We start from the raw sequence: 21610 nt of genomic DNA, 5'->3' as shown, positions 1-21610 counted from the left end.
TTTTTCACCAAAACTTCTCTCAGCTCTCTTCCGAACTTTTCCGTTTCCTTCCGAAAACTCCTAATAGTCCCAATACATCACTTTTGCGGTACACACTTTGCCAAAGTTTTTGCCTGTGCGGCTCGCACCTTTGGCAAAGTTGATTACTGGTATTTCCGGTATTATTGGCATTATTGGTATTATTGGCATTATTGGCATTATTGGCATTCACCTCATTTTCTAAATATTTTTCTTCATTATTTATTGTCAATTACTAATTATTTTGTACTTTTGCACTTTCTAACACAACAACACCAATTTTCAACAACAAAAAAATGATTAAAATCACACTACCCGACGGCTCTGTAAAAGAGTACCAAAGTGGGATTACTCCCGCCGAAATCGCAGCCTCTATCAGTGAGGGACTGGCGCGTAACGTCCTTTCTGCCAGCTTCAATGGCAAAACCATAGAAACCGTTACCCCCCTGACGACCGACGGTAGTTTAACATTATACACTTGGGATAGTCCCGAAGGTAAAAAAGCTTTCTGGCACTCCTCAGCGCACATCTTGGCACAAGCGCTCGAAGAGCTCTACCCCGGCATCAAGCTCACCATAGGGCCTGCCATCGCCAATGGTTTCTATTACGATGTCGATTTCAACGGCAAACCGATTTCCGAAAAAGATTTTCCTGCTATCGAAGCTAAATTCTTGGAAATCGCTCGTGGCAAACACCCTTTCAAAATGCGCCCCGTGAGCAAAGCCGAAGCCTTGTCGTACTACGCAGGCAAAAATGAGTACAAAACTGAACTCATCGAAACCCTCGAAGATGGTACGATTACCTTCTGCGACCATAGCACCTTCACCGACCTTTGTCGTGGGGGGCATATCCCTAACACAGGCTTTGTAAAAGCCGTAAAAGTACTCAGCGCTGCTGGGGCTTATTGGCGTGGCGATGAGCACAACCCACAACTTACTCGTGTGTATGCTATCTCATTCCCTAAACAAAAAGAACTCACCGAATACCTCGAACTGCTTGAAGAAGCTAAAAAACGCGACCACCGTAAGCTCGGTAAAGAACTCGAACTCTTTACCTTCTCTAACAAGGTAGGTCAAGGTTTACCACTCTGGTTACCCAAAGGAGCTGCCTTGCGCGAACGCCTCGAAGCCTTCTTGCGCAAAGCCCAAAAACAAGCTGGTTACGAGCAGGTAGTTACCCCGCATATCGGTCATAAGAATTTATATGTAACCTCAGGTCACTGGGATAAATACGGAAAAGATAGTTTCCAACCCATTGCCACCCCTAACGAAGGCGAGGAGTATTTACTAAAACCAATGAACTGTCCGCATCACTGCGAGATATACAATTCACACCCTTGGAGTTATAAAGATTTGCCAAAGCGTTTTGCCGAGTTCGGTACAGTATACCGCTATGAGCAAAGTGGCGAGTTACACGGTTTAACCCGCGTGCGTTGCTTTACCCAAGACGATGCACACATCTTCTGTACTCCTGAGCAGTTAGACGACGAGTTCAAACACGTAATCGATTTGGTGCTCTATGTATTTAGTTCTCTTGGATTCGACAATTTTACCGCACAAGTATCGTTGCGCGACCCCGAAAACCCTACCAAGTACATCGGTAGTGATGAGAATTGGGCAAAAGCCGAAAATGCCATCATCAACGCTGCGAAAGAAAAAGGCTTGAGCTATGTAATCGAAACAGGCGAAGCCGCTTTCTACGGACCTAAACTCGATTTTATGGTGAAAGATGCCTTAGGCAGAAGCTGGCAACTCGGTACCATTCAGGTAGATTACAACCTCCCAGAGCGTTTCGACCTTTGGTATAAAGGCGCTGATAATGAAATGCACCGCCCTGTAATGATTCACCGTGCGCCTTTCGGAAGTATGGAACGTTTCGTAGCCATTTTATTGGAACACACCGCCGGAAACTTCCCATTATGGCTCAACCCGAGTCAAGCTATCGTACTATCATTGAGTGAAAAATATGAAAATTATGCTCAAAAAGTTTTGAGATTGTTAGAAAATTCCGATATTCGCACCCTGATAGACAATCGTGCTGAAACTATGGGCAAAAAAATACGCGAAGCCGAGACTCAAAAAATCCCGTATATGCTCATTGTTGGCGAAAATGAAGAGAAAGAAGGCACCGTATCAGTGCGCAAACGCGGTGGTGAGGATTTAGGAAGTATGAGCGTAGAAGCCTTCGCTAAACTCATCAACGACGAAGTTAACAAGAGTATTAAACAATTCCAATAGCCCTTCTCCCTCCCCTCGGGGGAGGGTTAGGGTGGGGATAAAATTTAAATAGCCATCATAAAAAAAAGTAACACACCGGGCAGAGATGACAAACAACCTCATCGTATCAATCGCGATATCCGCGTTCCTGAGGTGCGTTTGGTAGGGGAAAACGTCGAAGGAGGCGTATACCCCACTCGCAAAGCATTAGAAATTGCTAATGAATTAGAACTCGATTTGGTGGAAATTTCACCAAACGCCACGCCTCCTGTTTGTAAGGTAATCGATTATAAGAAATTCCTTTACGAACAAAAAAAGCGTGAGAAAGAGATGAAAGCCAAAGCTACCAAAGTAGTAATTAAGGAAATTCGCTTTGGTCCTCAAACCGATGACCACGACTATGAGTTTAAGAAGAAACACGGCGAGAAGTTCCTCAAAGAAGGCTCCAAAGTAAAAGCCTACGTATTCTTCAAAGGTCGCTCTATCATCTATAAAGACCAAGGGGAAATCCTCCTCTTGCGCCTCGCCACCGACCTCGAAGACTATGGCAAAGTAGAACAAATGCCTAAACTCGAAGGAAAACGTATGACGATGTTCCTCGCACCCTTACCCAAGAAAAAATAATCCCCTCCCTAACCCTCCCCCAAGGGGAGGATAAAAGTGAGGGCAAAAATAAACTCCCATAACTCCCCTCCTTGGGAGGGGCAGGGGGAGGACGGAATTATATCAATAAAAATCTAAGCAAATGCCAAAAATTAAAACTAAATCTGGAGCTAAAAAGCGTTTCAAGCTCACCGGCTCTGGTAAAATCAAGAGAAAACACGCGTTCAAAAGCCACATCTTAACTAAGAAAGCTAAAAAACGCAAGTTAGCACTCACCCACGCTACACTCGTTCACTCTAACGACGAAGCAAGCGTGAAGAAACAATTAGGCTTAAAATAATTGTTTAAATAGTAGGAAATTAATAACCGTGGAGTAGGTACCCCTAAGAGTTTGTTTTAAGCACAAACCACCTGCTACAAAAATTAAAAAAAGGAATTTATGCCAAGATCAGTAAATGCTGTAGCTCGTAGAGCTCGTAGAAAAAAAATAATGAAGCAAGCCAAAGGTTTCTTTGGCCGCAGAAAAAACGTTTGGACGGTAGCCAAAAACGCTGTTGAGAAAGCAATGCAGTACGCTTATCGCGACCGCCGTAACAAGAAGAGAACCTTCCGCGCTTTGTGGATTGTGCGTATCAACGCAGGGGCTCGCTTGCACGGATTGTCTTACTCTCAATTTATGGGTAAACTTAAAGCAGCTGATATCCAGCTCAACCGTAAAGTTCTTGCCGATTTGGCAATGAACCACCCCGAAGCGTTCAAAGCTATTGTAGAAAAAATAAAATAAACGTTTAACTAAAGATATAATTCCGTATAGAAAAAGCGACTCCTCAGGAGTCGCTTTTTTATTTTTCTTGTTACGGTCTTTCTGATATTCCACCTGCCTGTGCACTTATTTCGCCCATTTCCTTTTGTAGTCAAAGCCGGCATTGAGCAATATTTTTTCCTTGTGCAGGTCTTCTAAATAGGCTAAATCGTTGTTGTAAAGAGGTTTGCTGAGGCATTCTACAGCTACGGGCTTGCCTTCTTTGGGCTCTAACAAAATATCGATAGTATAACCCCCAAACTCGTAGTCCATAGTGATACGCTGGTCGGGGTATTTTTCTTTGAGCTGACGGTAGGTTTGTTCTTTAAAAGCACTTTTACTTTGCTGGTCGATATCGGTGTGTTTGTGTCCGTAGAGGTCGAGTTCCGATAGGACTTCACGACGAAGGACATCATTGCCGTCGCTTACGGCACGGGCGTAGGCGAGGTAGGCGTAGAGCACAGCGCGGCGGTTGTTAGCGCCTTCTTGAGCTAAAGCCTCTTTATAGGTTGCTAACAATTCTTCGGGGATAGAGTTGCACACGTATATCTGTTCCTTGGCACGAGTGATAATCACGTTCAGCAGTTTGTAGCCTTTGGAGAAGTTCAGCGGACCAAAACTCTGTACGAACTTGCCTCCTTTCTTCTTACCATAAGTTACCGATAAGATGATGATATCGCGCTCGTCTCCTTGTATGTTCTCCAAGTTCTTGATAAAGAGTCCTGCTTGCTCTAAGGCGTTGATTTTCTCTCGGAAAGCTGTTTGGGTAGGGTCGTTTTGCTTTTGGAGTATCTGTTTGCGTATATAGTTGCGCTGGGTGATGTTGAAGGTCGCAATCCCCACCGATGGGTAAGTACCGTCAGGACGAAGCTCTATTTGTGAGAGGATACGCAACACTTCGGCGGCTTCCTCACGGTTGATATGCTCATCAAATGTGCCATTTACCTGAGTGAAATGAATAGGGATACGATTTTCGGTGCTGGGTAACGGACGCAATCGGGCGTTGTAGAAAGCGTGGTTAGAAAAATCAATCAGATAAGGGTGTTTAGAACGATAGTGAAAATCTAAATGGTTCTTACTGAATTGGTATTCCAAAGCGTAATCCAAGAGCGACTCTATGTTCAGCATCGCATTTTTGTAGGTGAGGACTTCATCTTCTTCCTCGTTGTCGTCCTCATCTTCAGCACTACCGTCGAATACTTTGCTAAAGTAGTTAGACGGCGGCATTTGGTGTTCATCACCTGCGATGATAATCGTCTTGCCTTTGAGCATAGCCGGCAGATTGTCTTCGAGTTTCAGCTGACTTGCCTCGTCAAACACCACATTGTCGAAATAGAAATTCTTGCCCTCAAACAGATTGCAACAAGCATCGGGGGTGGTGAGGATAATAGGGAAGAAACTCGTAAAGAGGTCGGTGTCCTTCATCGCTATTTGTCTCAAGGTAAGGCGGTTGTGTTTTTCACTTTTGCGTTTGTTGTAGAGGTTCGCCACAGTGAGCTCTTTGTTGGTCTCTTCAAACGTTTTTACAGCTTTGCGTTGCTGGGTATTCCAGTAGCCCTCGATAAAATCTTTTTGGGTAGAGGCAAAGTAGTGTACTTTCTTTTTAAAGTCGGCATAATCGCGCTCGTTGAAGTTCAGCGTATCATCGGCATTTCGTTGTAAGAGCAAGGTGTAATAGGCGTAGAGGAAGGAAGCTTCCCAATGCGTTACTTTGGTAAGTGATAAAACAATGCGCTCTTGGAAATCGTTAAGCGATTGGAAGAATGCAAACCACTCATACTGTGCTACCAAAGGCTGTGCAGGGTCGGCTTGATAGCTGTTGTAGGTTGCCAAACTACGGGTGATAAAGGCTTCAAACTCGGCAAAGGTATTGCCAAAATTGATAGCATCGAGCCAACTGTCAGCTTCTATCCGGTTTTTAAGCGATTTTACTTCGCTTATGAGCTTGTCTAAATCGGCGTTTACAAACGAGCGTTCGTAGTAATTCAGTAGGTCTAAGGCAGCAAAATCAGCATTGACTTTGCTGTCGAAATCGGTTTGCGCTTGGGTGATGGCAGGAGTGTATTCGGCGATAACAGTTTTGTTGAGCAATAAGTTATCCGAAATAGCAATCGACGAAAAATTGCGGTGCAAACTGAGCGCTTTAATCGCTGTACAGAGTTCTTGCAAGCGTTTTTGGGTTTTCAGCACCTGCTTTTTCTCAGAAGAAAAGAGTGCCGAGAGTTTGTAGAAAAATCCTTTGGTCACCTCTGGTTGATACACAGGTGAAGTAGGAGGGAGGGTAGCAGTAATCAGCTCATACTCATTGCGATATTGCGCTAAGGTATCCAACTGTTGTATAAATTCTTCTTTGCGTTTGTGCAAGTAATAGGCTTTATAAACGGCTATTTGTTGCTGGATAACCTCCCACTGTTGTGCGTATTGCTTGAAGGCTTCAGCGAGTTGTTGTTGGGTGTTAAACAGATTGGTAGCGGTGAGTTTTTTGGGGTTGAACAGATGATTTTGGGCGTAGGGTGCATATCGCTGATAGAGTGCCTCACCTTGTTGCCAAAGGGGTGCGAGAGAGGCAAATTCTTCATCGGTAAACTGAAAGGAAAAAGCCGAGAGGTCGAGTTCTTCTCTATCTGTTTCGTAGCGCATTAGCTCCGCCATTACATCTGTCCACGACAGTTGGTTGAGGAGCGGTTGGTTGAGTTTGTGGTGAATAGCATTGATATCTGTTGTGATTTTGCGCATTGCTTGCACTTGTTCGGCAAGGAGATTTTCGAGGAAGGCTGGTGTTTCTTTTTTAAACTCGGCATTATCTATATGGTTACGCACAGCATCAACAATGAACCTACGGTCGGCAATAGCATCTTTTATCATTGTACAATACCTGCCCAAACCTTTGTTTTGCAAGACGTTGTAGAGCACTTCGAGGGCTGTTTGTTTCTCGCAGACTACTAATGTTTTCTGTTTGTTTTCCAAAGCATTGATGAGAATCGCCGTGAGCGTTTGGCTCTTACCCGTACCTGGGGGACCTTGAATAAGTATTTTCTGTTGACTTTTCAGCGATTCCAAAATCGACTGTTGAGAGGGGTCGGTTTCAATAGCGCTCAGCGATTGGAATTGTTCATTGGCTGTTGCCTGCAAAGGTACAAATTCCTTTTTCAGCGATTCGTAATCGTTGATGATGTTCTGCTTTTGCACTTCAAAGAGGGAGAGGATACCGCATTTTTCTATAAAAGCATCGCCTTTGTTAGGCAAAAGTTCCTCGTACTCCGCTTTGGTTTTTAGGGGGAGAATTTCGGTATAGTTGTTCAGCAGGAAATCCAAGTTTTGGGTAACTTTCAGTTGGTTGAGGATATCCGAGCAAAGAGAATGCAATTCAGGTTTATCGATTTTGCCGTCTTCTAGCATCTCGTCGGGGATAGGTTTAAGGCTTACGCCCGAATCATTTTGCAGGTGGTTGATGAGCACCTCATTTAGGTAGATAGGGTCTTCCTCGCTACGGCTTATTACCCACGTATTCATTTGGTTAGCTGGCTTTATCTTCACCGACCAAATCAGGATAGGCGCAGCTGTTAGTTGTCCGTCGCCCATATCCCGACGCAACAGTATGGGGAAACCAAAGCCCAGTGTGTTCACCCCTTTTTCCGAAGTGATAACCTCGCTTTGGAACATCAGGTTTTCGATACTATCTACGAGTTTTCCCAGCGCTACTTCCCTTGTACCCTTTTCTTTTACTGATTTTCCTTCTTCTTTTTCATTCACTTTTACGGCTTGTCCCTCTTCGGGAGTTCGCGAGCCAGCTCCTCTATGATCAATATCAGTACTTTCGGTATCGTGAATAGAAAACGAAAAGTTGAGGTTGCGTAAGGTCAGTAAGTCGAGAATAAAGCGTTCGGGCAAGCTCTTGAAGATAGCCGAGAGACGTGCGATATCAAATTTATAGCGCGAAGCACCAGGAAGTGCATTGAGGTGCACGCCACGACGGTTACCCACTTTCAGTTTGTTTTGCAGAGCAGTAAATACTTCTTGGTTCATTTTTCAGTGCTAAAAGAGGAAGTGTTTTATTTCTTGTTTTTATAGAAAAGTTCAGAATGGCTACCTATTCTTTGAAGTATAATAGCCATATTTTCATCGTTTTGTTCCCAAATCAGTAACAAATCAGACTCTATATGGCATTCCCAACAACCTTTGTAATTTCCTGTTAAGAGGTGTGGAAGGTTTTTCTTGGGAATACCTTCAGTTCCTTTGTACATCAGGATTTTTATGATTTCTTTTATAGTCTTTTTCTTAGCTTCCTGATTAGAGAATTTTTTGTATTCTTTTTTATAGGTAGTTGTTATAAAAATAGAATATTTAGGAATTTCTTCTTGCTCCGTATTATTCATTGTCTAAATCACTAAATAATTCATCAAGATTTTTATAACCTTTTAGTAGTCCTTCTCTATACTCTCTTCTTCCCTCCTCAATAGCTCTTATAGTTTCCTCGTTAGGAATATACTCCTCTACGGGTTCAGCTACTACAGTAGGTTCGGCAATTACGTTGTATTTCTTGAAAAGTGATTCAAACATAGGAGCATTTTCCTTAGGAATACTCACATTATAATTAACCATTTCGTTATATTTTACAGTTCTCATATTTCTTTTTTTGGCAAAGATAATGCATAATTACCAAATCACCAAATTCCTCTCCTTAGTCCTTAGCCCACTTCATTTGCTAATTTCCTAAATAAAAATCCTTTGTGAGCGACTTGTACGCCTCAGTATAAACCCCACGTTCCTTCTCAATAATAAGCACATCGATAGGATAAGAGGAGAGCTCTTTTCTACTCAGTAGTAGCATACTCCGTTTTAGTTCAGCCGTAGCATTGCCTCGCGTATGAGTGATTTTCTGAGGAAAAAGACCATAACCCGACGCAAGAGCGATAAACCCTTCGGTTTCGCTATAAGGCAAAATAACACTAAAAACACCCTCGTCCGTCAGTAATTGGCTTACCCCTTCTAAGAGCTCCGAAAACGAAAGCGTATCAGTAAACCGAGCTGTGTTGCGCGCTTTTTCAGTTGTTTTATAATCAGCGGTATAGAAAGGCGGATTAGAGATGATAAGGTCGTACACTTCATCTATCTCCAAAGCAAATTCCTGAAACGAAGCGTGATAGCAAAACAAGCGGTCGCCCCATTGGCTCTCTTCGAAGTTTTCCGTGCATTCTATATAGGCTTTTTCATCTATTTCCACGGCGTCAATCACAGGAGCGTCAGAGCGTTGAGCTAACATTAGCGACAATAAGCCCGTTCCCGCCCCAATATCCAGTATACTTTTAGGATTCTCAATAGGCGTCCACGCCCCCAATAGCACTCCATCAGTGCCTATCTTCATTGCACTTTGTGCTTGCTTTACGTTAAATTGCTTAAACTTAAATATCATATTCTCTTTGCTCCTTCCTCCGAGGTTATCAGTTTTTAATACAAAAAAGTCGTTCTACCCCTTTTTCAACCTCTTTTTTTTAATTCAAGCAAAGATACAAAATAATTACCAATCAGCAACCCCCTTCTGAATATTTTTTTGACTTTCAGAGTTGGTACCAGTCACATAGGAAATATATTCTACCTATCTACTAATAAAGCAGAATATATTACCATAAAATTCCCTTTTTATAGATTTCCACCTTTCAAAAAAGCACCTTTTATCCTATACCAATCTTCCAAGATTCGTTCAAGGTTCGTATAAGGTACCTATATCATAGTATATTTTTCTTTTTGAAAATCCCTATTTTATTCTTTTTAAAAACTACCCGTGCGGCTCGCACTTTCATTTCCTAATTCTCTAATTTCCCAATTTTCTAATTTTCTCCCCTGCCTAGTGCCTATGGCCTATGGCCTGAGGCCTCACATCTATCGCTTTTTCGTCGCCTTTCCTAGTGCCTATGGCCTATGGCCTGAGGCCTCACATTTAATTTTCTAATTTTCAAATTTGTATATTAAAAATTGTTTTTGTAGTTTTGCACCCTCAGTGAAGAATTATATAATAAAATAAGCATACAATGATATATTATTCTATTCTCACAATAAGCGTAGCCTACCTCATTTATATACTTGTAATGCAGGCAACTACCAACTTAAAAAGAGAAAAATCCATTGAAGAAAAACGCCAAAAATGGCAAAATGCTTTGGTAGACGAAGAATATACCAAAGACAGAATTATGGAGCTCATCAAAAGTGAATACGGTGAGCCCACCACAAGTTCCGTCGAAAAAGGCGTATATACCGAAGGTATGCCCGACTTTTTGGTGAAAATGGCGCTCGGTAAGCCGTTAGAAGTCCAAAGTGCAGGATTCAAAGGCTCTACTACCGAACGTTGGCACTACAAAACCCTTACCCTCACATTCCAAAATAACAAACTCATCGGCTGGGAAAGCCACGATAACACCTCTCAAAAACCAAGATTATAATGTTAAAGGATTACTACGAAATATTAGGAGTTAGCCAAAAGGCTTCTGACGACCAAATACGCGACGCCTACAAAAAGCTCGCAAAAGCCTATCACCCCGATAAACATCAGGGCGACGATTTCTTTGCCGAAAAATTCAAAAGCCTACAAGAAGCTTACGCAGTCCTTTCCGACCCCGAAAGTCGTAAAGACTACGACGCCGACCTCGCCGCCGAGTTAAAAGGACAAAAGAAAACCGAAGAACCCAAAAAGCAAGCTAAAAAGAAAACCTCACAAAAAAATAGCAATAGCGCCTCCTCAAAAGCCCGTACCGTAAAGGATTTGCCCTCTTTGATAGATATTTATTTCGAACAGAAAATCGCTACCGTAAAAACCCGTAAAGAGTACGACACTTTTTTAGCATCTCCCAAAAAAAAGTACTCCTCTTGGGTGAAAATTGTGCTTGTAGTCCTTGTCATCATTTTAAGCACCATCTTGCTAAACCCCTCTTTCGGTCTCCTAAAAGGACTTTTGCCTTAATTAAGCACAGTTGATAAATATAAATTGAATAATCAATAAAATTTGCGATATACACTTTGTCAAAGTGCTAAGCCTTTGATAAAGTCTATCAATGAGTCAAAAACTTAATTTTTGATTAATTTCTATAGCCCAAGCCATACTTCACTTTAACGAACGACAAAATTCAACTATCAGCAAACATAGATTTTACAGCTGTTGCCTTGGATACTTTTCGTTATCAATACGAAAACAACGAGGTATACCACCGCTTTTGTACCCTATTGAACTGCCTTCCTAATAAGGTAAACACACTCGAAAAAATACCTTTTCTTCCTATCGAATGTTTTAAAACTGAAAAAGTGTACTGCGGTCACACCACACCTCAGCAGGTATTCACCAGCAGTGGTACAACAGGCACACAAACCTCCCGACACTATGTGAAAGAACTTAGCTTGTATGAACAAAGCTTCCGTAAAGGCTTTGAACATTTCTATGGCAACGTTGAAGATTATGTAGTTTTAGCCCTTCTTCCCTCGTATTTAGAACGCACCGGCTCTTCCCTCATCACTATGGTAGCCGACCTTATTGAGCGCTCAGGTAGTGAGTATAGCGGTTTTTATCTCAACGAATACGACCGCTTAGCCCAGCGTTTGCAAACCCTTGATGCTTCGGGCAAGAAAGTACTGCTCATAGGGGTATCCTTTGCGTTACTCGACCTTATAACCGAGCATACTTTCTCTTTAAAAAATACGATTGTAATGGAAACAGGAGGTATGAAAGGTCGTCGTAAAGAACTCGTGCGCGAAGAGTTGCACGCGCTCCTCTGCAAAGGCTTTGGGGTAGAAATGATTCACTCCGAATACGGAATGACCGAACTGCTCTCGCAAGCCTATTCTGCTGGTAAGGGGATTTATAAGTGTGTACCTTGGCTAAAAGTCCTTATACGCGATACGAATGATGCGTTGAGCTATTTGCCTACTGGCAAAACCGGCGGACTTAATATCATCGATTTGGCTAATAGAGAGTCGTGTAGTTTTATTGCTACTCAAGATTTAGGAAGATTGCATTCTAATGATACTTTTGAAGTATTAGGACGCTTCGACAACGCCGATATTAGAGGTTGCAATTTACTCATTAGCTAATTTGCGTCGCTACACTTTGCCAAAGTTGCCTGTGCGGCTCGCACCTTTGGCAAAGTTTATTGCCCGTGCGGCTCGCACCCTGAAGACCTCAAAGCCATTGCGCTCTCAAAAAAGCAAGGCAACCTCGGTATGGTTACAAGCAATGACGATGTTTTTAAAGAAATCCAATATTTTAGAAGTTCAAAACAACAACCTATATCTTGAGAATAAAATCTATAATAATAAGAAGTATAAGATTTTTTACTCAAAAAGTCGCTTTTGCGGCTTGTCCCCTTCTCTTCGGAAAGTCTGCGAGAGCAGAGTATGTGAGGAACGGGGGTAGGTTTCTAAATGTGAACACCCTATCCGATTAACAAAAATCTTCCCTACCTATCGCTTTTGCGTCGCTTTCCTAGTGCCTATGGCCTGTGGCCTAAGGCCTTACATCTAATTTCCCAATTTCCCCATTGAATCTTTCATTTTTTCAATTTCTTTTTGAGTCTCTTCTACAATTTTAGTATCTACCCCTGCCTTTTCAGCACCGCGTTGTATTTCAGTTTTAATCTCATCGGTAGCATCGCGCAGTTGGCGCATTGTCTTTCCTAAACCACGCGCAATACTTGGGAGCTTGTCAGCCCCAAAAAGGATTAAAACCATAAAAAGTATGAATATAATTTCTGAAAACCCCATAAAATCAATTAACAATTGATAATTAACGCTATGGCCTATGACCTACTGCCTATGGCCTATTCACTGCAAAATTACATTTTTTTTGTCATAAAACAGCAAATATCATATTTTTTTTATACTTTTGCCCGTATGAAAAAGGTAAAATATTATTACGACCCCGATACGCTCTCGTATAAACGCATCTTCTCCCGAAAGCGTACAAAGGTGCGCAATGCTTTGATTTTTCTTACAGCTGCTGCACTCTTCGGGATTTTATTCTCTTTTATAATGATTAACTCGCGCTTGTTTTTCACCCCCCGCGAGGTGGTATTAGCACGCGAGATTAAAACCTATGAAACCAACTACCAAATCCTGAACAAAAAGATGGAATTGGCGGAAGATGTGCTTGCCGACCTTGAAGAACGCGATAATAATATGTACCGCCTTTACTTCAACGCTCCTATTATCCCCGATAGTGTTCGCAAAAGCCTCAAAGACCCTAACCGCTATAAAAACCTCGAAAAATACGGAAACTCCAAACTTGTTGCTAATACAAACAAACGCTTAGACATTTTGCGAAAACAGTTGGTCGTACAGTCGAAATCGTTAGATGAGATTGCTAAACTTTCTAAGGCAAAGGAAAAATTCCTGTCTTCTATTCCTGCCATTCAGCCTATTAATAATAAAGATTTAAAGCATATGGCATCGGGATATGGTTGGCGTATCGACCCTTTTACCAAAGCGCGTAAGTTCCATTATGGTATGGACTTCACTGCACCCCAAGGCACTCCTGTATATGCTGCGGGCGATGGTGTAGTAGCACGTGCCGATAGCAATGCCTCAGGTTATGGTAACCACATTCGCATCGACCACGGTTATGGCTATGTAACTCTCTACGGACACCTTTCGGCTTACAATGTGCGTGCAGGACAACACGTCAAGCGTGGCGACCTCATAGGAAGGGTAGGAAGTACCGGTCGCTCGGAAGCTCCACACCTGCACTACGAAGTGATAAAGAACGGCGAACACATCAACCCGATACACTTCTATTATGGCAACCTCACCCCGAGCGAATACACCGAGATGCTACACGTTTCTACCCAAGAAAATCAATCGCTTGACTAAGATGATTGGAAATAGTATTTTGTTAATTAAACCCATATGACTCACCATAATCTTCCCCAGAATTGGGACTTCTTTATGTGCCATATCGAAGACGTCCCAGCTTCTATACGCACCAATTTAGCCTTGTTTGAGCTTGCTCCTCTCGAGGGCTTATCGCAACGTTTACAGTTTTATATAAAAATGAAAAATCCTACCTCTGATGGATTTCCTTCAAAGGAGGAGTATCCTATCCTCTGTGATATAGAAGATGCCATAAACGAGAAAGCCGAAGCCACAGGAGCAGTATTGGCAGGTGTGGTAAAATCCGAAGGCTTTTTAGAGCTTTGGTTTTACTGTAATAATGTGGAAGTTTTAGCACAGACTTGCGAAGAAGCGTTACAAGCTTTTGAGGGGTATAAATCGGGATATAATACCGCTGAAGATGCCCAATGGGAAGATTATTTCGACTTCCTTTATCCTGATGAGTTTTCTTATCAAACGATGCAGAACAGAAAAGTGCTAATGCAACTTGAGAAGAAAGGAGATAAGATGGAAGTGCCTCGTGAAATCGACCATTTTATCTACTTCAAAAGTGAGGCACAACAACGAGGTTTTGCCGACAAAGTAGCCGAAAAAGGCTATAAAGTGCGTTTGAGTGATGAGAAAACAGTAGAGGAACGAAAATCCGAAGGACATACTTTTCCTTACACCGTCGAAGCCACACGTGAGGATAGTCCGTTAGATATCAATAATATCGTATGGGAACTGATAGAGCTCGCCTCTTCTTTTGAAGGAGAATACGACGGCTGGGGCTGTGTGAATGTAACTGATAACTGATAATTTCTTAGAGAAATGGATATTGTATTACCCGATAAACTATATTACACCATAGGAGAAATAGCAAAGGCTTTCAATGTGAATGCTTCTCTTATTCGCTTTTGGGAAAAGGAATTTTCTATTATCAGCCCGAGAAAGACGAGTTCGGGAAGCAGGAAATTCTCTCCCGATGATGTTAAGAAACTCCAGCTCATCTATCATTTGGTAAAAGAACAAGGCTACACCCTTGAAGGAGCGCGTCAACGTCTTAAAGAAGACAAGCAGAAACCTCTTACAAACCTTGATGTGGTTACAAAGTTAGAGCGTGTAAAGCAAATGCTTATTGATATCAAAGAAAATCTTGAATAACAAAAAAGCTGTACGATGTAACTATACTCGTACAGCTTTTTTAGGAAAAAACATCAATATTAATTTGTATCTATTTCCAAAGAATCACTAAGGTTTCTTCAGAGGATAGGCGAGCGGTGTTAGCTGTTGCACTTCCTCCCTTATCAGCAAAAACGACCGAAGGATTTACTCCTTTGGGGTAGCGCAATGCCACTGTGGTAGCTTGTGGGCGTTTGTTAATGAGGATAGTGAGATATTGATTGCCTTTTTGCATCGTATACATTTGCACTCCTTTTTGGTAAGTTTCAAACTGAAAAGGGACTGCAGCTTGCGCTTCGGCGAGTAGCAAACGCGAAAGCGCTTCCCCTTTGCCACTGCGCAAAGCACCCATACCCAATAGCGATGGAAACCAAAAGGTCTCTCCCCTCATAAAGCGATGTCGCGTTGCCAACACACTATTCCCCTCTTGGGTTACTATTTGCCCTTGAGTATTGTAGATACTCCCTTTCCAAAGGTGGGCGGGCAGGGGTGCGTTTTGGTAATTTACACTAAAATCGGTAGGGAGGCATTTTACTTCTTTCAGCGCTCCCCCCAATACATCTTGTAGCGGAAATCCTGTGTGATGTAGGGCAAACATATTTTCGTCATAGAACGCACTGAGTCCTTCCATTATCAGTTTGCCGCCATTGCGTACAAAGTTGCGCAGGGGTTCCCAATAACGCGACGGGAGGCTTATTTGTCCTGATAAAATAATGGTTTCGCCTTTGTAAGAAGCTTTGTTCCAGTTGAACTCATCAAAGCACTGAAACTGACTATTGATACCGTTTTCAAGTAGGGTTTCATACATTGCAAACGCCGATTTCATAGCTCCTCCCGTGTTTCTGCCCTCGTAATCATTGTTGGTATTATCATTTAGTTGTGCTTTCTTTTCTACCCAAAGTGTTTCGCGGGTATAGAGGATATGAATGTTGGCTACTACGGGTTTAAATTTGCTGATATTGATTTTTCGGAGTGTTTTGGCAACTTCGGAGGCAGCAATGAGTCGGTCGGTAGGTTGGTTTTGGAAATCTACGAGTGCCCATTCGCCTGCTTCATCACCCACAGCACGGGGGTTTAAGCACCAAAACAAGATGTGTTCAGCACCGTTGCCAATACTCGTCCACAGCCATTGGGTAATTTCTTCTTTGGTAGGGCAGAAGGCTTTATAACCGCTATAAGTGTTGTTACCTCCTTGCAATTCGGTTACCCAAAAAGGCAATTCGCCTGCTCCCGAACGTATGATAGCGCAATTCGCCCCCAAAGCTGTAGCGTACTGATTTCTGTGAAACATTGTGTAATGCCAACTGGGGTGAGCAGAAGCGCCTAACGAATTGAGGAAGTTGCGCCAAGCGGGGAAGTTGTATTCGGCAATATTGCTGAATATTTGGTGAGAATTGACGTGCAAATAGGCGTTAGGGTCGTATTTTTTTACCTCATTGGCAATCCATTGCAGGTACCAAGTGTTGTAGTATAGCAAGAATTGTTGAGGGGTGAAATCTACTATTCGTGGGTATCCTTTGCTGTTGTAGGCAGTAGGTTGTAGTGTTTTGAGCCATTCACTTTTTTGGGTATTGGCAAAAGTGTCGTTAGGCACCCAACCTCCTGTACCAGGTTCGTTCATCAGCACCCAACCATAGAGGGCAGGTGAGGTTTTGAAATGGGTTACTACTTGCTTGATATAGGTAGCAATTTCTTGTAGATGCGACTGCGAATAAGGGTGCTTAAACCCACCTAATGAATTGTCGGGGGCAGCGGGGAAGAGCGTGCCTACAATCTTCACATTGTACCGCTCTGCTGCTTTAAAAGCCTTGTCGAACAGCAAGAAATCCCAAGTACCGTCGGGGCGCTTCATATAGTTTTCGAACATACGAATGCGACAACAGTTCATTTGGTGCTCGCTGAGGAGTTTGAACCAAGTATTTATCTCCTCATCAGTTTGCCCAGGTTCGATAAATACCTGTGCACCAATGGGTGATACATAGGGTTGCGCTTTCACAGTGGTAGTGATGGAGGCAATCCCAAGGCATAAAAGGTATATACAATTTTTTAAAAACATACAAATACTTTTTTGGTGGTACATTTTGTGGTGCAAAGGTAAGGCGATAAAGAGTTTATCCACTTATCTTTTCTTTTAGAAAACTTATCAAATTAGCTTATACGCTTCACATTTCACTTTCCCCTTTCAAATACTCTCTCGGTGAGGCGTTGTAGAACTTCTTAAACGAGCGACTGAAATTCGATAGCTCTTGGTAACCCACCTTATAGGCTACTTCCGAAATGTTCAAATTGCCTTGCTTCATCAGTTGGGCAGCGGCGGTCATACGTATTTGTACAATCACGTTGTAAGGGGTGGTGTTCATAATGGCTTTTACCTTTTTGAAGAGTTGGTTAGTGCTCATATTTAGGGCATCGGCGAGGGCATCAATACCAAACTCGGGGTCGCTGAGGTGTTCCATTACAATGTTATTCACTTTATCTACAAACTCTTTTTTCCAAGGTTGCCCGATGAGTTTTTCGCGGTACACATTCAGGTCAGATGAGGAGCTGTACTGTTCCCACAGCTTCTTGCGAGAAAGCAGTATATTTTCGATGCGTTTGCTGAGGATTTTAGCCGAAAAAGGTTTGGTGATATAGTCTTCTACACCCAAACTATACCCCTCTACCACTTGCGATTCCTTGTCTAAGGCAGTGAGCAGAATGATAGGGATATGGTTTGTTTTTTCGTTGGCGCGCAGTTCTTTTACCATTGAAATACCATCGCGTTTAGGCATCATAATATCCGATACGATAAGGTCGGGGATATGGGCAATTGCCAATTCTAAGCCCTCTTCACCATCGCGTGCCAATAGTACGTGGAAATGCTCGTTGAGAATGTGCTGTATATAATCGCGCATATCATCGTTGTCTTCCACTACCAAAATAGTCTCTTCCTTGTCGGTTGCATTTTCTTGTGGAGCTATTTCTTTTACTGTTTGGGTAGTGTCTATCTGTTGCAAGGTGATAGACGCCTCGTCGTGGAGTTGTGGCACATCTAAAATAGGCAACAATACCGTGAAGGTAGCCCCTTGTTTTTCTTCACTTTCTACCTCTATATGTCCTTGGTGTAGGTCGACGAGGTCTTTGGTGAAGGCGAGCCCTAAGCCAGCCCCTTCGTTGTGGAGTTCTTTTTGGCGTTTGCCTTGCAAGAAAGCGGTAAAGAGCTGTTTTTGTTCTTCTTTGGAGATGCCAATGCCCGTATCGGCTATCTTTATTTGCAAAAACTTCTGCTGATTTTGCATCACAGTGGCAATGAGCACCGTGATTGCACCTTTTTCGGGGGTGTATTGGAAGGCATTTCCGATGAGATTGTAGAGAATTTTGTCTAATTTATCGGCATCAAAAGGCATCCACAAGCTGGGCATTGTACTCTTGATAGTGTATTGTATTTGTTTTTCTAAAGCCAGATAAGCAAAGGTTTCACTCACTCCTTTCACAAATTTCACTACATCGTCGTATTGTAAATTCAGCTCTAATTTGTTCTTTTCTAACTTCCTAAAATCGAGTAATTGGTTGATGAGGCGCATCAGTTTTTGGGCGTTGCGCAACATCATTGTATATTTCTCTTTGTGTTGCTTAGGAGAATTCTCATCATCTACCATTTGGTTTAGCGGACCTACAATCAGCGAAAGCGGTGTTTTGAACTCGTGAGAGATATTAGAGAAAAAGTTGGTTTTCATCTCGTTGATTTCGTACATACGCTGGGCTTCCAATTGCGAGATACGCAGGTTCTGCTTGTCTCTTTCCTTGATGGTGTAATACTTCACGATAAGCACGAGCAAGCCCACCCCCAGCAAGGCATAGAGGATATAAGCCCAAGTTGTTCGCCAAAGCGGAGGGGCTACTACTATCTTAATTGTAGTAGGTTTTTCGCTCCACACCCCGTCGTTGTTAGTGGCTTTTACTTTAAAGATGTAAGTGCCTGGGTTGAGGTTTGTATAGGTAGCGATACGCTCGGAAGCATCGTAAATCCAATCGCTATCAAAACCTTCGAGCATATAGGCGTATTGGTTTTTGAAAGAAGCGCGGTAGTTCAATGCCGAAAAACGGAACGATATTACTGATTGCCAATGTTTGAGGTGAATGCTTTGGGTCTCGTCTATTACCTTGGTGAGCACCCCTCTTTCTTCTGGTCGTACCGATTTGTTGAATATTTGAAAATCGGAAATTACTACTTTGGGTTGGGTTTGGTTAAGGGTAAGCTGTTGAGGATAGAAAGTATTAAAACCGTCTTTTCCTCCAATAAGCAACTCGCCGTCTTTGGCTTGTGCAAAAGCCCCTAATTGAAAGCCCGAATTTTGCAATCCGTCGTACTCGTTGAACACTTGAAACTGTTGGCTTTTTGGGGTGTATTTCAGTACTGCCGAAGGGGTACTCATCCACAGATTGCCACTATTGTCTTCTGCTAAACCGAAAATAGGGTCGCCATAGTCGGTGCCTTTACGGCGAATGAGTTCAAAACGTTCGGTTTTCTTGTCGAACTTGTGTAGCCCTCCTTTGGTGCCTATCCACAAGGTGCCGTCTTTGCTCTCGTGGATAGCCGTAATAAAGTCGTTGCTCAGGGCGTGTGTGTTGTTTTTTAGGGCTGTATAGGTGTGTTTGAGTTTTAGGTCGCGGGTGTAACAACGCAAGCCTTTTTCGGTGCCTACCCACAAAAGGAGGTCTTGGTCGCGGTGAATTACGTGGGTTTTATCTTCGGGGTAGATAATGTTTTTACTTTCGAATAGCGGGATAAAAACACCCGTAGCAGGCTGGTAGTTGATTGCCCCCAACTCGGTAGCAAGCCAAAAGGAATTATCCCAATCTTTGGTAATTTGATAGACGTTGCGGTAGGTGTAGTTCGTACCAGTAGGCATTGGAATGGGCACCTGACTAAAACTGTTGGACGAAGGGTTGTACTTAATGAGATAATTGGCGTAGTTGCCTATCCAAATATTGCCTTCGGCATCTTCACAAAAAGCCTGATAGAGCTGAGTATTGGGGTTGTAGGACTGGTTGCTAAAAGCGGTGAGTGTCTTTCTGTCGGGATTGAGTTTATCAATATGGTTTAAGCCACCTAACCAGAGGTTGCCTTTGCTGTCCTTAAAGATAGCGCGCACTTGCTTTTCCGAAAGAAAATTCTTGTACCTCACCCATTTGAATTGGGCAGGGGTAGGACTAAAATAGTAAATCCCTGAGGCGGTACTCACCCACATCAGCTGACTTTTATCTCGGTAGATGTGATTCACACTTTCATTAGCGAGTTGCGGGTTTTGCAAGTCGGTAATGGAGTGAGTGTTTTTATTGAGGAGTTTGATGCCCTCGTTGGTCTCTATCCAAATGTTGTGCTGACCGTCATCGGCAACCGAAAGCACATTCACATTGTGTGTACAATGGCTCGCGCCACACACCGCATAACGTTGGTAGTTTTTCGTTTTTTCATTTAAGCTATACAAACCACCGTGAGCCGATGATACCCAAACAGTGCCTTCTGGGTCTTTGTAGAGGTTGAAAATGTGCTTGCACACCTTCTCATCAGTGTCGTTTGTATGCCAATAAGGATGTAGTTCAAACTGCTTTTCCTTGCGGTTAAAACTGTACACCCCGCCGCCCCACGAACTGAGTATGAGCGTGCCATTGGTCGCTACCATACCCGTAAGGGCGTTGTTCAGGGGATTGGAAGTGCCTTTTTCTCGAATGTCATAATGAGTGAAAACACCTGTTTTGGGGTTGAGCATATCCAGTCCGCCACGGTCTACGGCTATCCAAATCATACCCGCTTCGTCCTCTACTATGCCCGCTACATCGTTATAGCTGAGGCTTTTACTGCCTTTTTGATGTTTGTAGGTGGTGAAGATACCCGTGCGCAGGTCCAGTTTGCTGAGTCCTTCGCCTTTTAAGCCAATCCAAAGGTTATGCTGACTGTCTTCAAACAAACACCTGATAGAGTTCCCTGCAAGGCTGTTCTTCTGGGTGCTATTGTGCTTATACACAGTGATATCATAACCGTCGAACTTGTGCAATCCGTCATCAGTGCCTATCCATATAAAGCCTTTTGAGTCCTGCAACATACTGGTGACCTCATTGCTTACCAATCCGTTGTGGGTGGTGATTTTGGATAGATACGCCCAGTCCTGCGCTGAGAGCAACGCAGGAAATAACACCCATATTATGTAGAGTAGTTCCCTCATTTTCCAAATTTGCTAATTCCCAAATTTTCTAATTTACTAATTCCCTTTTCCTTCATTACATTCCCCCTTTAAAGGAAGTCCGCCTTCGTCATTCGCCTCTCGTTCATTCGTCTTTTCTTTCAATTTTCCGTCGCTACACTCCCCCTTTGAAAGGTAGTCAGTAATAGCTGAGTATGTGCCCCGCTAGAGCGGAGTATGTGAGAAGGGAGATGTTTTCACCACATTACCTTCATCTTTTCCGTCGCTACACTCCCCCTTTGAAGGTAGCCAGCGACAGCTGGGTATGTGTAAAGGAAAGGTTTGTCTCCTTTTCCAGCTTGTCCCCCTTCGGGGGTTCGAAGGCTTACCGAATAAATGACTCGCCACAATTTTCTCCTTTGGAGGTATCCAGCGACAACTGGGTATGTGTAAAGGGTGATGTTATCCCCTATTACCTAATGTCTAAGACCTCACACTTCTCCATTTACTAATTTTCTAATTTCCAAATTCTCTAATTTGCTAATTCTCTTTTTTGTCATACTCCCCCCTATTGCCTATGGCCTAAGGCCTAGTGCCTCTTCCTCTTTCTTTCGCCTCGAAACCCTGATTTTAACATTTTTAGCACTGTTGTATTATACTATGAGTCAAATACTTATACACCCTTTCTATACCAATCGTCCAAGATTCGTATAAGCTTCCTATAAGCTCTCTATAAGCTAACCCCACCCTCCTTACACCCTTTTTTCACCAAAATC

General features: G+C 42.8%; 17 protein-coding genes. 10 read left to right on the top strand and 7 right to left on the bottom strand.

Annotation, left to right across the window (positions count from 1 at the left end; all coding sequences use genetic code 11):
• Positions 1 to 314 precede the first annotated feature (314 nt).
• The 4 genes from thrS to rplT all read left to right on the top strand — a co-directional run bounded on the left by thrS (position 315) and on the right by rplT (position 3621).
• Complete coding sequence (gene thrS, locus C3V44_RS07595; RefSeq protein ID WP_106096059.1) at positions 315 to 2255, top strand: threonine--tRNA ligase; 1941 nt, start codon at positions 315 to 317, stop codon at positions 2253 to 2255.
• Positions 2256 to 2360: 105 nt separating this feature from the next.
• Positions 2361 to 2858: a translation initiation factor IF-3 gene (gene infC, locus C3V44_RS07590; protein ID WP_106096058.1), complete on the top strand. Its 498-nt coding sequence runs from the start codon at positions 2361 to 2363 to the stop codon at positions 2856 to 2858.
• A 121-nt stretch (positions 2859 to 2979) separates the two neighbouring features.
• Complete coding sequence (rpmI, locus tag C3V44_RS07585) at positions 2980 to 3177, top strand: 50S ribosomal protein L35 (protein WP_002674635.1); 198 nt, start codon at positions 2980 to 2982, stop codon at positions 3175 to 3177.
• A 99-nt stretch (positions 3178 to 3276) separates the two neighbouring features.
• Positions 3277 to 3621, top strand: a complete 345-nt coding sequence (gene rplT / locus C3V44_RS07580; RefSeq protein WP_106096057.1) for a 50S ribosomal protein L20 — start codon at positions 3277 to 3279, stop codon at positions 3619 to 3621.
• A gap of 105 nt (positions 3622 to 3726) precedes the next feature.
• Here the strand turns inward: rplT and C3V44_RS07575 are convergent, their stop codons facing one another.
• From C3V44_RS07575 to C3V44_RS07560, 4 genes are all read right to left on the bottom strand, one after another.
• Positions 3727 to 7665 carry an ATP-binding protein gene (locus C3V44_RS07575; RefSeq protein ID WP_106096056.1) on the bottom strand — a complete coding sequence of 1313 codons (3939 nt, stop codon included), beginning with the start codon at positions 7663 to 7665 and terminating at the stop codon, positions 3727 to 3729.
• A gap of 26 nt (positions 7666 to 7691) precedes the next feature.
• Positions 7692 to 8015 carry a type II toxin-antitoxin system YafQ family toxin gene (locus C3V44_RS07570; protein ID WP_106096055.1) on the bottom strand — a complete coding sequence of 108 codons (324 nt, stop codon included), beginning with the start codon at positions 8013 to 8015 and terminating at the stop codon, positions 7692 to 7694.
• Complete coding sequence (locus tag C3V44_RS07565; protein WP_015782214.1) at positions 8008 to 8265, bottom strand: flagellar motor switch protein FliM; 258 nt, start codon at positions 8263 to 8265, stop codon at positions 8008 to 8010. The genes C3V44_RS07570 and C3V44_RS07565 overlap by 8 nt, the downstream gene beginning before the upstream one ends.
• A 79-nt stretch (positions 8266 to 8344) precedes the next feature.
• Positions 8345 to 9052: a tRNA1(Val) (adenine(37)-N6)-methyltransferase gene (locus C3V44_RS07560; protein WP_106096054.1), complete on the bottom strand. Its 708-nt coding sequence runs from the start codon at positions 9050 to 9052 to the stop codon at positions 8345 to 8347.
• Between the two features lie 616 nt (positions 9053 to 9668).
• Between C3V44_RS07560 and C3V44_RS07555 the strand changes: the two genes are divergently transcribed.
• The 3 genes from C3V44_RS07555 to C3V44_RS07545 all read left to right on the top strand — a co-directional run bounded on the left by C3V44_RS07555 (position 9669) and on the right by C3V44_RS07545 (position 11715).
• Positions 9669 to 10076, top strand: coding sequence for a hypothetical protein (locus C3V44_RS07555; protein ID WP_009410996.1), 408 nt, complete (start codon positions 9669 to 9671; stop codon positions 10074 to 10076).
• Positions 10076 to 10594, top strand: coding sequence for a J domain-containing protein (locus C3V44_RS07550; RefSeq protein ID WP_106096053.1), 519 nt, complete (start codon positions 10076 to 10078; stop codon positions 10592 to 10594). The genes C3V44_RS07555 and C3V44_RS07550 overlap by 1 nt, the downstream gene beginning before the upstream one ends.
• Before the next feature lie 200 nt (positions 10595 to 10794).
• Positions 10795 to 11715: an acyl transferase gene (locus C3V44_RS07545; protein WP_106096052.1), complete on the top strand. Its 921-nt coding sequence runs from the start codon at positions 10795 to 10797 to the stop codon at positions 11713 to 11715.
• A gap of 426 nt (positions 11716 to 12141) precedes the next feature.
• On the opposite strand, the gene C3V44_RS07535 is transcribed toward C3V44_RS07545, so the two are convergent.
• On the bottom strand, positions 12142 to 12384 hold the full coding sequence (locus C3V44_RS07535; RefSeq protein WP_106096050.1) for a twin-arginine translocase TatA/TatE family subunit: 243 nt from the start codon (positions 12382 to 12384) through the stop codon (positions 12142 to 12144).
• Positions 12385 to 12513: 129 nt separating this feature from the next.
• Here C3V44_RS07535 and C3V44_RS07530 point away from each other — a divergent pair, with 129 nt between their 5' ends.
• Genes C3V44_RS07530 through C3V44_RS07520 form a run of 3 tightly spaced genes read left to right on the top strand, consistent with a single transcriptional unit; the run spans position 12514 to position 14652 of the window.
• Positions 12514 to 13488: a M23 family metallopeptidase gene (locus C3V44_RS07530; protein ID WP_106096646.1), complete on the top strand. Its 975-nt coding sequence runs from the start codon at positions 12514 to 12516 to the stop codon at positions 13486 to 13488.
• Positions 13489 to 13524: 36 nt separating this feature from the next.
• Positions 13525 to 14304, top strand: coding sequence for a DUF695 domain-containing protein (locus C3V44_RS07525; RefSeq protein ID WP_106096049.1), 780 nt, complete (start codon positions 13525 to 13527; stop codon positions 14302 to 14304).
• A 15-nt stretch (positions 14305 to 14319) separates the two neighbouring features.
• Positions 14320 to 14652 (top strand): MerR family transcriptional regulator, encoded by a 333-nt coding sequence (locus C3V44_RS07520; RefSeq protein WP_009411004.1) that lies wholly within the window; start codon positions 14320 to 14322, stop codon positions 14650 to 14652.
• Positions 14653 to 14722: 70 nt separating this feature from the next.
• Here C3V44_RS07520 and C3V44_RS07515 read toward each other — a convergent pair whose 3' ends face one another.
• Positions 14723 to 16789: a beta-galactosidase gene (locus tag C3V44_RS07515; protein WP_106096048.1), complete on the bottom strand. Its 2067-nt coding sequence runs from the start codon at positions 16787 to 16789 to the stop codon at positions 14723 to 14725.
• A gap of 43 nt (positions 16790 to 16832) precedes the next feature.
• Positions 16833 to 20876, bottom strand: coding sequence for a two-component regulator propeller domain-containing protein (locus tag C3V44_RS07510; protein ID WP_106096047.1), 4044 nt, complete (start codon positions 20874 to 20876; stop codon positions 16833 to 16835).
• Positions 20877 to 21610 lie beyond the last annotated feature (734 nt).

The organism is Capnocytophaga sp. oral taxon 864 (genome assembly GCF_002998835.1).
Classification (GTDB): domain Bacteria; phylum Bacteroidota; class Bacteroidia; order Flavobacteriales; family Flavobacteriaceae; genus Capnocytophaga; species Capnocytophaga ochracea.
Note: the sequence above shows the minus strand (reverse complement) of the source record. Positions and strands in the feature narration are given on the sequence as shown.

What these genes read in the sequence shown, in the direction of transcription:
- thrS (WP_106096059.1), top strand. Translation starts at nt 315, where the DNA reads ATGATTAAAATCACACTACCCGACGGCTCTGTAAAAGAGTACCAAAGT.
- rpmI (WP_002674635.1), top strand. Translation starts at nt 2,980, where the DNA reads ATGCCAAAAATTAAAACTAAATCTGGAGCTAAAAAGCGTTTCAAGCTC.
- rplT (WP_106096057.1), top strand. Translation starts at nt 3,277, where the DNA reads ATGCCAAGATCAGTAAATGCTGTAGCTCGTAGAGCTCGTAGAAAAAAA.
- C3V44_RS07575 (WP_106096056.1), bottom strand. Translation starts at nt 7,665, where the DNA reads ATGAACCAAGAAGTATTTACTGCTCTGCAAAACAAACTGAAAGTGGGT.
- C3V44_RS07570 (WP_106096055.1), bottom strand. Translation starts at nt 8,015, where the DNA reads ATGAATAATACGGAGCAAGAAGAAATTCCTAAATATTCTATTTTTATA.
- C3V44_RS07565 (WP_015782214.1), bottom strand. Translation starts at nt 8,265, where the DNA reads ATGAGAACTGTAAAATATAACGAAATGGTTAATTATAATGTGAGTATT.
- C3V44_RS07560 (WP_106096054.1), bottom strand. Translation starts at nt 9,052, where the DNA reads ATGATATTTAAGTTTAAGCAATTTAACGTAAAGCAAGCACAAAGTGCA.
- C3V44_RS07555 (WP_009410996.1), top strand. Translation starts at nt 9,669, where the DNA reads ATGATATATTATTCTATTCTCACAATAAGCGTAGCCTACCTCATTTAT.
- C3V44_RS07550 (WP_106096053.1), top strand. Translation starts at nt 10,076, where the DNA reads ATGTTAAAGGATTACTACGAAATATTAGGAGTTAGCCAAAAGGCTTCT.
- C3V44_RS07535 (WP_106096050.1), bottom strand. Translation starts at nt 12,384, where the DNA reads ATGGGGTTTTCAGAAATTATATTCATACTTTTTATGGTTTTAATCCTT.
- C3V44_RS07530 (WP_106096646.1), top strand. Translation starts at nt 12,514, where the DNA reads ATGAAAAAGGTAAAATATTATTACGACCCCGATACGCTCTCGTATAAA.
- C3V44_RS07525 (WP_106096049.1), top strand. Translation starts at nt 13,525, where the DNA reads ATGACTCACCATAATCTTCCCCAGAATTGGGACTTCTTTATGTGCCAT.
- C3V44_RS07520 (WP_009411004.1), top strand. Translation starts at nt 14,320, where the DNA reads ATGGATATTGTATTACCCGATAAACTATATTACACCATAGGAGAAATA.
- C3V44_RS07510 (WP_106096047.1), bottom strand. Translation starts at nt 20,876, where the DNA reads ATGAGGGAACTACTCTACATAATATGGGTGTTATTTCCTGCGTTGCTC.